The sequence below is a fragment of the Halomonas sp. BDJS001 genome (assembly GCF_026104355.1).
Classification (GTDB): Bacteria; Pseudomonadota; Gammaproteobacteria; order Pseudomonadales; family Halomonadaceae; genus Vreelandella.
Genome location: NZ_CP110535.1, coordinates 1 through 14,079 on the forward strand (window position 1 = coordinate 1; position 14,079 = coordinate 14,079).

Annotated in this window: 10 protein-coding genes; 6 read left to right on the plus strand and 4 right to left on the minus strand. The window is 52.9% G+C overall.

The window, feature by feature from the left end:
• From dnaA to gyrB, 4 genes are all read left to right on the plus strand, one after another.
• Positions 1-1,467: a chromosomal replication initiator protein DnaA gene (dnaA, locus tag OM794_RS00005; RefSeq protein ID WP_088698235.1), complete on the plus strand. Its 1,467-nt coding sequence runs from the start codon at positions 1-3 to the stop codon at positions 1,465-1,467.
• A gap of 59 nt (positions 1,468-1,526) precedes the next feature.
• Positions 1,527-2,630, plus strand: coding sequence for a DNA polymerase III subunit beta (gene dnaN, locus OM794_RS00010; protein WP_088698234.1), 1,104 nt, complete (start codon positions 1,527-1,529; stop codon positions 2,628-2,630).
• A 124-nt stretch (positions 2,631-2,754) separates the two neighbouring features.
• Positions 2,755-3,858 (plus strand): DNA replication/repair protein RecF, encoded by a 1,104-nt coding sequence (gene recF / locus OM794_RS00015; RefSeq protein WP_226248894.1) that lies wholly within the window; start codon positions 2,755-2,757, stop codon positions 3,856-3,858.
• 105 nt (positions 3,859-3,963) lie between these two features.
• Entirely contained in the window at positions 3,964-6,384 is a 2,421-nt protein-coding gene (gene gyrB, locus OM794_RS00020; protein ID WP_226248892.1) for a DNA topoisomerase (ATP-hydrolyzing) subunit B, read from the plus strand.
• A 225-nt stretch (positions 6,385-6,609) separates the two neighbouring features.
• On the opposite strand, the gene gmhB is transcribed toward gyrB, so the two are convergent.
• The 3 genes from gmhB to glyQ form a co-directional block, all read right to left on the minus strand.
• A complete protein-coding gene (gene gmhB / locus OM794_RS00025; RefSeq protein WP_226248890.1) occupies positions 6,610-7,158 on the minus strand; it encodes a D-glycero-beta-D-manno-heptose 1,7-bisphosphate 7-phosphatase in 549 nt (182 codons plus the stop codon).
• Positions 7,159-7,325: 167 nt separating this feature from the next.
• Positions 7,326-9,392, minus strand: a complete 2,067-nt coding sequence (gene glyS, locus OM794_RS00030) for a glycine--tRNA ligase subunit beta (protein WP_226248888.1) — start codon at positions 9,390-9,392, stop codon at positions 7,326-7,328.
• Positions 9,392-10,363, minus strand: coding sequence for a glycine--tRNA ligase subunit alpha (gene glyQ, locus OM794_RS00035; RefSeq protein ID WP_226248884.1), 972 nt, complete (start codon positions 10,361-10,363; stop codon positions 9,392-9,394). The genes glyS and glyQ overlap by 1 nt, the downstream gene beginning before the upstream one ends.
• A gap of 109 nt (positions 10,364-10,472) precedes the next feature.
• Here glyQ and rfaD point away from each other — a divergent pair, with 109 nt between their 5' ends.
• Positions 10,473-11,429: an ADP-glyceromanno-heptose 6-epimerase gene (rfaD, locus tag OM794_RS00040; RefSeq protein WP_226248882.1), complete on the plus strand. Its 957-nt coding sequence runs from the start codon at positions 10,473-10,475 to the stop codon at positions 11,427-11,429.
• On the plus strand, positions 11,422-12,465 hold the full coding sequence (gene waaF / locus OM794_RS00045) for a lipopolysaccharide heptosyltransferase II (RefSeq protein WP_088698227.1): 1,044 nt from the start codon (positions 11,422-11,424) through the stop codon (positions 12,463-12,465). The genes rfaD and waaF overlap by 8 nt, the downstream gene beginning before the upstream one ends.
• Here waaF and OM794_RS00050 read toward each other — a convergent pair.
• Positions 12,455-14,056 (minus strand): sulfatase-like hydrolase/transferase, encoded by a 1,602-nt coding sequence (locus OM794_RS00050; protein WP_226248879.1) that lies wholly within the window; start codon positions 14,054-14,056, stop codon positions 12,455-12,457. The genes waaF and OM794_RS00050 overlap by 11 nt on opposite strands.
• Positions 14,057-14,079 lie beyond the last annotated feature (23 nt).

Sequence of the window (14,079 nt, forward strand, 5' to 3'; positions counted from 1 at the left end):
GTGTCACTGACGCTTTGGCAACAGTGCCTGGACAACCTGCAGGATGAGCTGAATTCACAACAGTTCAATACCTGGATACGCCCGCTGCAGGCAGAAGAAGGAGAGTCCAACGAGCTGCGCTTATTGGCGCCGAACCGCTTCGTGCGCGATTGGGTGAGCGATAAGTATGCCAAGCGGATTAGTGAGCTGATGCGGGAACTCGCACCAGCCAAACCGCCCAAGGTAAGCTTGACGGTGGGCAGTCGGCGCTTGGCAACCCAGGCCCCTCAGCATCGTGATTTAGGTAATCCTGTATCGGCTTCATCTTCGCGACCGTCATCGCCAGCGGTACATACGCCACCCCGTGGCGATATTGCCGATGAGCGCGAAATCGACAGGTTGCGTGATGAAGCGCCGAGCCGGCGCAATAATGAACGTCAGGTGCAGGTGGAAGGCAGCCTGAAACATGGCAGCGGGCTTAATCCGAATTTTACTTTCGATACGTTTGTAGAAGGTAAGTCGAACCAATTAGCTCGTGCGGCCTCTCGACAGGTGTCTGAAAACCCCGGTGGTGCTTATAATCCCTTATTTTTATACGGCGGTGTCGGCCTGGGTAAAACCCACTTGATGCATGCAGTGGGAAATGCTTTGGCAACTCGGCGTGAAAACGCCCGGGTGGTGTACCTGCACTCCGAGCGGTTTGTCGCTGATATGGTGAAAGCGCTCCAGCTTAACGCCATCAATGACTTTAAACGCTTTTACCGCAGTGTTGATGCGTTACTTATCGATGACATTCAATTTTTTGCGGGAAAAGAGCGCTCTCAAGAAGAGTTTTTTCATACCTTCAATGCGCTATTAGAAGGTGGTCAGCAAATGATCCTGACCTCTGATCGTTATCCTAAAGAGATCAGTGGAGTAGAGGAGCGCCTTAAATCTCGCTTTGGTTGGGGTCTTACGGTCGCGATAGAGCCCCCAGAGCTTGAAACCCGGGTGGCTATCTTGATGAAAAAGGCCGACCAAGCTAAGGTCGATTTACCTCATGATGCGGCTTTCTTTATTGCCCAGAAAATTCGTTCCAACGTGCGCGAATTGGAAGGGGCATTGAAAAAAGTCATTGCTGATTCGCATTTCATGGGTAAAACGATTACCCAAGACTTTATTCGAGAGTCCCTGAAAGACCTGTTAGCCCTTCAGGATAAGCAGGTAGGGGTTGATAATATTCAGCGTACGGTTGCCGAATATTACAAAATTAAAGTGGCGGATCTGCTTTCCAAGCGTCGTTCACGCTCAGTTGCTCGCCCTCGTCAGGTGGCGATGGCGCTTGCTAAGGAGCTCACCAATCACAGCTTGCCTGAGATTGGCGATGCCTTTGGTGGGCGTGACCACACAACGGTGTTGCACGCTTGCCGAAAAGTGAAATCATTGCAGGAAGAGAGCGCGGATATTCGTGAGGATTACAAGAATTTACTGCGCCTGTTGACCAGTTAATCACCCATGGGACGGGCCTGTTACGCGCAGGTCTTTCAGGTTATAGAACCGGAGTATTGATGAAATTTTCGATTTCCCGAGAGGCGCTGCTACGTCCGCTGACTCTGGTCGCTGGTGTTGTTGAGCGCCGTCAAACGCTGCCAGTACTGTCTAATGTGCTGATTCAGGTTGAGGGTGACCAAGTGTCGCTCACCGGCACTGATTTAGAAGTTGAGCTCGTTGGTCGCACGGTGGCAAGCCAGGTCGATCAGGCAGGTTCGGCGACAGTGCCCGCGCGTAAGTTGATGGATATTTGTAAATCACTACCCGATCAGTCGGACATTCAGCTAGGTGTGGAAGAGGGGCGTGCGGTACTTCGCAGTGGTCGTTCGCGTTTTACACTTTCGACTCTCCCAGTAGCTGAATTTCCCAATATTGAGGATGCAGACGGTAGTCAGGAGATTAGTGTTCCACGTGGCACCTTAAAGCACCTGATCGAAGCTACCTCGTTTGCTATGGCGCAGCAGGATGTGCGTTATTACCTCAACGGTATGCTACTGGAAATTCAAAGTAATTTACTACGCACGGTTGCCACTGACGGGCACCGTCTGGCGATGTGTTCGCGCCCAATCGAAGTCTCTGTTAGCCAGTCTCAAAAGCTGATTGTGCCGCGCAAGGGCATTTTAGAGCTATCACGCCTGTTAGATGATAGCGATGAGCCTGTCAGTTTAACGCTTGGCTCCAGCCATGTGCGTGCTCATACCGGTGACTTTACTTTCACCTCCAAGTTAATTGACGGTAAATTTCCTGACTATGAGCGCGTCGTTCCACGTAATGGCGATAAGGTATTGATTGCAGAGCGTGCCGAGCTGCGTCAGGTGCTTTCGCGTACTGCCATTCTCTCTAATGAGAAGTACCGCGGTGTGCGTCTTTATCTTGAGGAGAATAACCTCAAAGTGATGGCTAACAACCCGGAGCAAGAAGAGGCCGAGGAGAATATCGCCGTCGAGTATAACGGTGGGGCGATGGAAGTTGGTTTTAACGTTGGCTATTTGGTTGATGTGTTAACCGTACTTAATGAAGATCGCGTACAAATTACTCTGGCTGACCCCAACAGCAGTGCTTTGTTGGAAGAGCCCGGCGGTGGCGATGCGCTTTATGTTGTTATGCCTATGCGCCTGTAAACGGTTTTGTATAGAGGCATGACAATCGATACGGCAGCCATGTTAGCGGCGCTTCTGGTAGCAGAAGCGCCGCTAACGCGTTTGAATACTCGCTTTCGAGGACTTTTTAAGTGGTGATAATAGGATGAGCCTGACACTGCTTAATTTTCACGCTGTGCGCAACCTGCAACCTGTTGAGATGACGCCCTCTTCGCGGGTCAATGTTATTAGTGGTGCCAATGGAAGCGGAAAAACCAGCCTATTGGAAGGTATCCATATCCTAGGAATGGGGCGCTCTTTTCGCACGCGCCAGTTAAAACACGTGATCCAAATGGATCAGCCGTATATGACGCTGTATGGGCGTTTAAGTGGTGAGCCTGAGGTTACCCTTGGCGTACGCCGGTTACGTGCGCAGAGGGAGCTTGAGCTGCGTTTGAAAGGTGACAAGCACGCTCGGTTGGCGGAGCTGGTAGAGGCGATGCCACTTCAGTTAATTAACCCGGATGCTTTTCGATTGCTTGAAGGTTCTCCCGCCGGTCGGCGTGAGTTTCTTGACTGGGGTGTGTTTCACGTGAAACACGATTTTTTAGCAATCTGGAAGCATACCCGGCGTGCGTTGAAACATCGGAATGCGCTGCTCAGGCGTGGTAGAATACATCCTCAGGAAATGGCGGTGTGGGAGCATGAGCTAGCCGTTTGGGGCGAGCAGATGGATACGCTACGTCGAGATTGGTTCAGCAACTTTTTACCGGTCTTTGAAGAGACCCTTAAAGTGCTACTTCCCTTGCCGGGTTTGTCGCTCCATTACGCCAGAGGTTGGGACAAAGAGAGATCTCTTGCGGCGGTGTTACATGATAGTCGGCCAACCGATCAGCAGATGGGGTTTACTCAGCAAGGGCCACAGCGCGCAGACTTACGCATCAGGATAAATAAACAGCCTGCTGTTGAAGTGCTTTCCAGAGGCCAGCAAAAGTTAGTGGTGAGTGCGTTAAAGCTCGCCCAGGGGCGGTTTCTGGAAAGAACAGCACAGCGGCACTGTATTTATCTTATCGATGATTTGCCAGCAGAGCTTGACGAGCAGAATAGGCAACAGTTTTGTGAGCTACTCGAAGATATGCAGTGCCAAGCATTTATTACCAGTGTCGAACCTTCTGCATTAAAAAATGCCTGGCGAACTGGAACCCCTGTAGGAATGTTTCACGTGAAACATACCAAAGAGGGGCTCAGTGAGTTGTTAAGCGATAGCTAGTTGTAGGCCGCTAAACGTGTGGTCAAGCAAGCTGCCGCGGTATAATGCCAGCGCAGTAAGGGGTAGGCGATACGGGATGAGGCAGACTTCACGACGGAGTGGTCAATGAGCGAGCAGGCTTACGATTCATCAAGCATTAAGGTGCTCAAGGGACTGGACGCGGTGCGTAAGCGGCCAGGTATGTATATTGGTGACACCGACGACGGTACCGGGCTGCACCACATGGTCTTCGAATTGGTGGATAACTCCATCGACGAGGCGTTGGCTGGGCATTGCAGCGAAATTCGCGTTGTCATTCACCCGGATGAGTCGGTCACCGTTAGCGATAACGGCCGTGGCGTACCTACCGAACTGCATGAAGGGGAGGGGGTTTCTGCTGCTGAAGTTATCATGACGGTTCTGCACGCCGGCGGTAAATTCGATGATAACTCCTATAAGGTTTCCGGTGGCTTACACGGTGTAGGCGTTTCCGTTGTCAACGCGCTATCTGCAGAGCTGCGCTTGACGATTTGGCGCCAAGGTGAAGTGTTTGAGCAAATGTATCATCATGGTGTCCCACAGGCACCATTAGCAGTTGTAGGCAAAACCGAAAAAAGCGGTACGCGTGTTCATTTTCGTCCATCTGCAGAAACGTTTGGCAATATCGAGTTTCATTTTGATATTTTAGCTAAACGGCTGCGTGAGCTCTCTTTCTTGAACTCTGGCGTGGCCATTCGATTGATGGATGAGCGCAGCGGTAAAGAGGAGCTGTTCCATTACGAAGGCGGTTTAAGAGCCTTTGTTGATCATCTCAATACGAACAAGAGCGTAATTAACCCTGTGTTCCACTTTAACGCTGTTCGAGATGATGGCGTTGAGGTTGAGGTGGCCATGCAGTGGAGCGAAGCCTTCACTGAAAATATTTTCTGCTACACCAATAATATTCCACAGCGAGATGGTGGCGCCCACTTGGCGGGTTTTCGTGCTGGCCTTACCCGTACGCTCAACAACTATATTGAAGCGGAAAACCTGCTCAAAAAAGCCAAGGTTAATACCACCGGTGACGATGCGCGTGAAGGATTGACCGCGATTATTTCGGTTAAAGTGCCGGATCCAAAATTCTCTTCTCAAACCAAAGATAAGCTGGTTTCCAGTGAAGTGAAAACAGCGGTTGAACAGGAAATGAGCCGCCAGTTTTCCGAGTATCTTGTTGAAAAGCCTAACGAAGCCAAGGCAATCGTTAATAAGATGCTGGACGCGGCACGTGCCCGTGAAGCAGCTCGGAAAGCGCGGGATATGACCCGACGCAAAGGCGCGCTGGATATTGCCGGGTTACCTGGCAAGTTGGCGGATTGTCAGGAAAAAGATCCTAGCCAGTCGGAGTTGTACCTGGTGGAGGGTGACTCGGCAGGTGGCAGTGCCAAACAGGGGCGCGATCGTCGCACTCAGGCTATTTTGCCGCTCAAAGGGAAAATCCTGAACGTCGAAAAAGCGCGTTTCGATAAAATGCTCTCCTCTGCAGAAGTGGGTACGCTAATCACGGCACTGGGTTGTGGTATTGGCCGTGAAGAGTTTAACCCCGATAAGTTACGTTACCACTCGGTTATTATCATGACCGATGCCGACGTCGATGGGTCGCACATCCGCACACTGCTGTTGACGTTCTTCTTCCGTCAGATGCCGGAATTGATTGAGCGTGGCCATATCTTCATCGCTCAACCGCCGTTGTATAAAATTAAGCGCGGTAAGCAAGAGCTCTATTTGAAAGACGAGCAGGCGATGGTGGATTACTTAACCACCACAGCCTTAGACGGCGCAGGCCTGCATGTAAACGCCAACGCACCCGGTATTTCGGGTTCTCAGCTTGAAGCACTTGTGAATCAGTACCGCAACGTAATGAAGCGGATTGATCGTTTGTCACGGGTTTATCCCAATGAAGTACTCAAGCAAATTGTGCATGTGTCGGCGCTGAAAGGTGAAGAGAGTTTGAAAGACCGTGTGACCATGGAGAACTGGATAGCCGAACTGCAGAAGGTTATGGACGATATGGTGGCTTATGAAGGCGGGCCGCGCTATCACTTCCATCTTCAAGAAGATTCTGAGCGCGGGCTGTTCTTACCTACGGTTTCTCTGGTTGCTCACGGGGTCACGACTGAGTATATGTGGGGTCTCGACTTCTTTGAAAGCGCCGACTACCGCGGCATTGCTGAACTGGGCGAAACCCTGGATGGCTTCCTGGAAGAGGGTGCCTTTATTGCCCGTGGCGAGCGCCAGAAGCCTGTATCGCACTTCTCGGAAGTACTTGCCTGGCTGATGCAAGAGGGGCAGCGTGGGCTATCCGTACAGCGCTATAAAGGCCTGGGTGAAATGAACCCGGATCAGCTCTGGGATACCACCATGGATCCCGATAGCCGCCGCATGCTGCGCGTAACGATCGAAGATGCTGTTGGTGCTGATATGATGTTCAATACCTTGATGGGTGATGACGTTGAGCCGCGTCGTGACTTTATTGAGACCAACGCACTGGTGGCAAATTTAGACGTGTAAGATATGGATGTGCTCGTAAGTGTTTCACGTGAACACTACGTTAACGAGCCTTGCCTTTGCATGATTTAATGTCACTATAAAAAGCGCCGCTATGTATTCCATAGCGCGCTTTTATTGGTAGATAAAGTGGCAGGATGCGTTTAGAGCAGGAGAGGGTACTTCGTTTCAGTCAAATTTTCCCAAGCAACGCAAAGCGTTTAGACTCTCCAACTCGGTGTCGGTTAGCTATTTAATGAGCCACTCAACAAATTGCGCTAAATCATCGAAGACCTTGGCTTTTTCAAGGCCAACGCCTTTTTGCTCCGTCTTAACTCCCTTTCCTGTTCTGACCAGTGCTGTTTTACAGCCTACTGCTTCGCCCGCCTGAAGATCCCGTAGACTATCACCGACCATCCAACTTCCTGTTAAGCTTTCTAACCCCAGGTATTGTTGTATGTTTCGCAGCATTCCTGGCAAGGGTTTACGGCATCGGCAATTATCACCTGGCCCATGGGGGCAGTAAACGATATGTGCGATATGACCACCTTCCGATGTTACTAACCTTATTAAGTGTTCATGCATTGTATGGAGGGTTGCCTCATCATAATAGCCACGGGCAATGCCCGATTGATTTGTCGCAACGGCAACGGTGTATCCCGCGTGAGTAAGGCGGGCAATGGCAGTGATTGAAGTGGGGTAGGGCACCCACTCGTCGAGAGATTTGATGTAGTTATCAGAGTCATGGTTGATGACGCCGTCTCGATCCAGGATGACAAGTTTCTCGGCATTTAGCATAGAGATCCTATTGTTACGGTTGCCAGGTGGTGCTTTCTGCCCGCCAGTTTTCAAACTATCTTACCCTGATCTGGCAAAAGTGTTTCACGTGAAACACATACTCCCGTCAAACAACAAAAAGCCCAACCGCTGGGGCTGGGCTTGGGTTGCGAACAATTAGTCGACGACTACTGAGGGAGCAGCGAGATATCGGCGACTTCTAGAAACAGTGCTTGAAGGCTTGCAAGAAGCGTCAATCGATTACGCTGAATAGTCGGATCGTCTGCCATCACCATTACTTGGTCAAAAAAGGCATCCACGGGATCGCGGAGTGTGGCAAGTACGTCGAGTGCCTGCTGATAGTCACCGGCAGCAAATAGCGGCGCCACCTGTGCCTGGCAACCGGTTACAGCATCAAACAACGCTCGTTCGGCATCTTCCTGTAGCAAGCTTTGATTGACCGACGTGCTAGCGTCATGCTTCTGCTTGCTTAGAATATTTGAAACGCGCTTGTTAGCAGCCGCCAACGCAGATGCTTCGTCACGCTGAGCAAAGGCCTTAACAGCGCGGAGGCGGCGCGCGAAGTCTAGCGGGTTAGTGACTGGGCGCGCACGTACGGCAAGGTACATTTCAGCGCTGATGCCCTCTTCCTGGCCCCAGGCGCGGAAGCGATCCAGCATATACGTCAGCACGTCCTCAACCAATCCCTCAGCCTTGGGGAGGCTCTGGTGCTGCTCAGAGGCAACCGTAAGTAGCTCACGCAGGTCAAGATCCAGCTCACCTTTGACCAGAATGTTAAGCACGCCAATCGAAGCACGACGTAGAGCGAAAGGATCTTTCGCACCGGTTGGACGTTGACCAATCCCGAAGATGCCCACTAGGGTATCCAGTCGATCCGCCAGAGCTAAGGCCTTGCCTGTAGCACTTTGGGGTATCGCATCAGTCGCAAAGCGGGGCAGGTACTGCTCCTCAAGGGCTTGAGCAACTTCCGCGGGTTCGCCATCCTGCTTGGCGTAGTAGCGTCCCATAATGCCCTGGAGTTCAGGGAATTCGAGCACCATCTCCGTCACAAGGTCACACTTGGCGAGCGACACGGCGCGCTGGGCGTGAGCTTCGTCGCCATTGATGCGTTCGGCAATAAACGTCGCAATAGCCGAACTGCGGCGCGCTTTATCCGCTAAGGTGCCTAGCTGTTGTTGGAACACCACACTCTCTAACTGTGGTATGCGCGAAGCTAATGTGCGCTTGCGATCGGTGTCGTAGAAAAACGCTGCATCGGCCAAGCGCGGGCGAATGACTTTTTCGTTACCGGCAATGACCTGGTCGGGGTCAGCGCTGTCGATATTGGCAATGGTGATAAACAGCGGCTTCAAATTGCCAGCGTCATCCAACAGGTGAAAATATTTCTGGTTAGCCTTCATTGAGGAGATCAAACACTCAGCGGGGACTTCCAGAAAGCGCTCATCGAAGCTACCCGTGAGGGCGACCGGCCATTCTACCAAGCCACTCACTTCTACCAGCAGATCTTCGTCGATAACCGCATTGGCTTCCTGAACCTCAGCTTCTGCCAACACCTGCTCGCGGATGCGCTCGCGGCGCTGCTCTCGATCCACCAGTACATAGGCATTTTCCAGCGCAGTCACGTACTCGTCGGCATGAGCCAACTGGAGGGCATCAGGGGCGTGGAAACGGTGGCCATAGGTGGTGCAGCTAGCTTCTAGGCCCAGCGCCTCAGCGGCCACTACATCACTACCATAAAGTGCTACCAGCCAGTGAACGGGGCGGGAAAACTCAACCCGTGAAGCACCCCAGCGCATGTTTTTAGGCACAGGTAGAGCACTGATGGACTTGCGGATAATCTCGGGTAGCAGCGCTTGAATCGTTTCCCCTTGCTGCTGCTCGCGGAAACCTAGCCAGGTGCCTTTGTCGGTTTCCAGGTGAATCAGTTCGTCGACGCTGACGCCACAGGAGCGGGCGAAGCCTTCCGCAGCTTTGGTAGCAACACCGTCCTTAAAGGCAGCCGCCAGCGCTGGGCCACGTCGCTCAACGTCGCGGTCAGGCTGCTTATCAGCCAGCTCACGCACTTGAACCGCTAAACGGCGTGGCGTTGCATAAGCGGTAACGCTAGCGAAGGGAACATCCGCTTCTTGCAGGCCTTTTTCTATTCCTGCGGCAAACGCATCGGAAAGCGCGTCCAGGGCCGTGGGAGGAAGCTCTTCTGTACCGAGTTCCAGTAAAAGGGTATTTACAGCCATTAGTTGTCTCCCTGATCGGCGAGTAGCTCTTGTAACAGTTCTCGGCGAAGTATTTCTGGCGCCATGGGGAAACCTTCGGCCTTACGCGACTCAAAGTAAGCAGTGGCGACATCCCGGGCCATCGTGCGTACGCGCAGGATAAAGCGCTGACGCTCGGTGACCGAGATAGCGTGACGGGCGTCCAGCAGGTTGAAGGTGTGTGATGCCTTCAGGACTTGCTCGTAGGCCGGAAGCGGCAGGCGGGCAGTGAGCAACTTGCCACACTCTTTTTCCTGGTGATCAAAGTTGGCAAACAGCTGATCAACGTCAGCGTGCTCAAAATTGTAGGCGGATTGTTCGCGCTCATTTTGCAGGTAAACATCGCCGTAAGTCACTTTGCTGCCATCGGGGGCAATGGCCCAAACGAGATCATAAACGCTGTCGACGTCCTGCAGGTACATGGCAATACGCTCAAGTCCATAGGTCAGTTCGCCGGTGACTGGGTAGCATTCGATGCCACCTGCCTGCTGGAAGTAGGTAAACTGGGTGACTTCCATGCCGTTTAACCAGATTTCCCAGCCCAGGCCCCAGGCGCCTAGGGTAGGGGATTCCCAGTTATCTTCGACAAAGCGGATATCGTGAACCAGCGGATCAAGTCCAAGGCGTTTGAGCGAGCCCAGATAAAGATCCTGCAGGTTACTGGGCGACGGCTTCATCACTACCTGGAACTGGTAGTAGTGCTGAAGGCGGTTAGGGTTTTCGCCATAGCGGCCATCAGTAGGACGTCGGGAAGGCTGTACATAGGCAGCGTTCCAGGTTTCGGGACCAATCGCCCGCAGAAAGGTGGCGGGGTGGAAGGTGCCCGCGCCGACTTCCATATCGAGCGGCTGCAGGATGACGCAACCCTGTTCTGCCCAGTACTGCTGCAGAGCAAGGATCAAGCCTTGAAAGGTCGACACATCGGGTGTCGATTGGTTTGTCGAGACACTCATCGCGGAAAGCACCGTTGGCCATGAATTCATAAGGCGTCAAGTATACAATCCTAGACAGATGGGTTATAGGCACATAGGCCAACAAGCCGCTTTAGGTAAGGAGAACAGTATGATTGTGGTAACAGGCGGTGCCGGTTTTATCGGAGCCAACATAGTCAAAGCATTGAATGCCCGTGGGCGAAACGATGTGATGGTCGTTGACGATTTGCGCGATGGTACCAAATTCGTCAATTTGGCCGACTGCACGCTGGCGGATTACCTCGATAAGGACGATTTCCTTGCCAGGGTAAAAGCTGCCCTGCGCGGTGATAGCGTCGACCTACCCAAGATCGATGCTATTTTTCATGAGGGCGCCTGCTCGGATACCACCGAGTGGGATGGTCACTACATGATGGAGAATAATTTCGAGTACTCCAAAGTACTGCTTAATTACTGCGAGCAGCAGAATATCCCCTTCTTGTTCGCCTCGTCAGCCGCCACCTATGGCGGTAGCGAGATATTTAGAGAGGCGCCCGAGTGCGAAAAGCCGCTTAACGTATACGGCTACTCAAAGCTATTGTTCGATCAGCACGTGCGTTCGCGCTGGAGTGAATTAACCACCCAGGTGGTGGGGTTCCGCTACTTTAATGTCTACGGCCCCCGTGAACAGCATAAAGGCAAAATGGCCAGCGTGGCCTATCACAACCATCTGCAAATTCGTAATGGTGAAACGCTCAAGCTGTTTGGCGCCTACGACGGTTTTGAAGCCGGTATGCAGAGCCGTGACTTCGTTTATGTCGGCGATGTGGTCGATGTAAACCTATGGTTTTTGGATCATCCCGAACAGTCCGGCATTTTTAATCTGGGGACTGGTCGTGCGGAACCCTTTAAAGCGATTGGCGAGGCGGTCATCGACTTTTACGGCAAGGGCGAGATTGACTACATTGCGTTTCCCGAAGAGCTTAAAGGGCGCTATCAGAGCTATACCCGAGCTGATATCAGCCGACTACGTGAGAGTGGCTGCGATGTTGAGTTTAAAACCGTTGCTCAAGGGGTGAATGCTTACCTGGAGTGGCTTAATGGCTAACTCAGCACAGCGACTGCTGGTGATTGGCCCCTCGTGGGTGGGGGATATGGTCATGGCACAGAGCCTGTTCATGACCTTAAAAGCCCGTCAGCCAGGGGCGACAATCGCGGTGGTGGCACCAGCCTGGTCTCAGCCTATTTTAGAGCGTATGCCTGAAGTGGACGAAGTACTGCCGTTGGCAGTGGGGCACGGTGAGTTTGGCCTGTCCAGCCGCCGCGAACTCGCTAACCGGCTGCGCGGGCGTTTTGACCGCGCCATTGTACTGCCTCGCTCTTGGAAAGCTGCACTGGTGCCCTTTATGGCACGTATTCCAGAGCGTATAGGCTTTCTAGGTGAGCACCGCTATGGGCTTCTCAAGGAGCGCCGCAAGCTCGACAAGCAAGTGCTGGATCAAACGGTGAAACGCTTTGTATCGCTGGGCCTCCCCCTGGAAGAGGCAGCCAGCGGTGAGTTTGCGCTGCCCAAGCCACGCCTCCAGATAGACCGAGATAACTTGGTCAATTTACGCCTGACACACTCGCTCTCTTCGCGCACGGCGATTGGCATGATGCCGGGCGCTGAATATGGCCCCGCCAAGCAGTGGCCGGTGAGTTATTTTCATACATTAGCCAAACGACTGGTGAAAGAGGGCTTTGAAGTCCGCGTACTCGGTGGGGCAAAGGATCATCCGGCGGGAGAACAGATCACGCAGGGACTTTCCCATGCCCATAACCTGTGTGGCAAAACCCAGCTGGCCGATGCGGTTGATCTGCTGGCGGATTGCCGGCAGGTCGTTACCAATGACTCGGGGTTAATGCATGTGGCTGCCGCGGTCGGCGTTCGCATCCATGCACTGTACGGTTCTTCATCGCCTGCCTACACGCCGCCATTGACCGATAACGCCGTCATCCATTACCTAGCGCTCTCTTGCTCTCCCTGCTTTCAACGTACCTGCCCATTGGGGCACACCAACTGCCTTAATCAGCTCAGCGTTGAGCAAGTCTATCGACAGATTCATGCGACTCATCACTGGGAGAGTGTGATCGTTAATGGATGAGCTCGACTTCGTCTGCCACATCAGCAGGCGTCTCCAGAGTTTGTTCTTGAGAGGGGGCTTGAGAAGATTCATCGGGCTCGCGCCGCTGCGGGGAGATGCCCTCCCAAAGGCGGTGCTGCAGCGCTGTCTCCTCTCGCAAGCGCTCATTAAGCACTTCGATACCATGCGCCTCTACCAGCGTTCGGTTGTTGCTGAAAAGCGAAGTGCCTAGGCCTGCGCGGTCGCGCTCCAATTTAAAGCCCAACGCATCGAGTATCGTGGGGAAAACATCCAGCATGGTAGCGTCGCGCCGTATACGCTGTGGCTTGATACCGTTACTCAGCATGATGAGCGTATTGTCGCGGTCTAACGCGGTCAGTTGATCCCAGACAGAAACGCGCATCGTCAAATGGTCGCTAAGTATGACCACTAAGGTGTTATCGAGAAGCCCCTCAGATTCCAAGCGTTCAACCAGATTTCGTGCAAGCCAAGTAGAGCATTTCACCGAATAAAGAATATCTTGCCCATCGAACTCTCCCTGCTCTTCCACACAGGACTGGGAAGGGTAGCCATTTGGCGCATGGCCTGCCAAATTAAGACTAACCACGCCCCAGGGGCCGCTATCTTCATTGTCTAATCGTCTGATCTCATCGGCAGTGATGTCATACAGCGTATCGTCATACAGCCCCCAGCTATTAACGTACTCAGGATCCTCTAGATCGGGCTCTAAATCTTCACGGCCTTTGACCGTAGTGAATTGATGTCCGCTGTAGAACAGTCCTTTGCCGGCGAACTGTGTGCTAGCACCGCCTAGATAGCTTAGTTGGTAGCCCTGTTCCGCAAGGATGTCTCCCAGGCAATCGACGCCAGGGACAACCTTCGATAGCGGCTCAAACTGGCTATCGTGGAGAAGCCCGGCGGGCATCAGCGGCACTCCACACTGACTGGCAATCATGCCAGCCATCGTCCACCCCGTGTTGTCCATTTGGCGCACGCCCTCAAAAACAGCACCTTGTTCACCCAGGGCGTTAAGGTCGGCGTAGGCATCCCCAAATAGCTCATTGGAGTAGGTGCGCTCAATGCTTTCCAGGTACAGAATGAGTAAGTTAGGTGCATCCCTTAGCTCTTCAGTGGGGGGGGGCTTGTAGCGGCGATCCAGCCAGGCTCCATCATCGGTGACAATCGACGCGCTGCGTTGGCCTAGGCCATAAAGCAGCGGGTTGCTAGCCAATAACAGAATAGCGAAAAAACGCTCAGCTAAGCGCCAGCGCTGGTCATGACGTGACAGCCACGTTACCGCTGCCAGTACGCCGATCATTATCAGCGTATAGAGTAGCGCGGAAATCATTTTGCCTGCGCCACCGTGTTCGGCCATACCGGCTTGAAGGTGAAAAAACACCGCGCCTAGGTCGACGATGCCAAAGCTATCCGCCAGATAAACGTACACACCCCATAGGCTTAGCGGTAACAGCGACCAGGGCCACATTTTACGATAACGAGCGTTCGCAGGATGGCCCCAGCGTAACTTTAAGCCCACGCCAATCCACACGGCCGCTACAAAAAATAGCGTCCACCAGGGCAAGCGGGTCATGACCGTGGTGGCATAACCCATGCAGAGGCCAATTAGCGTCAGTG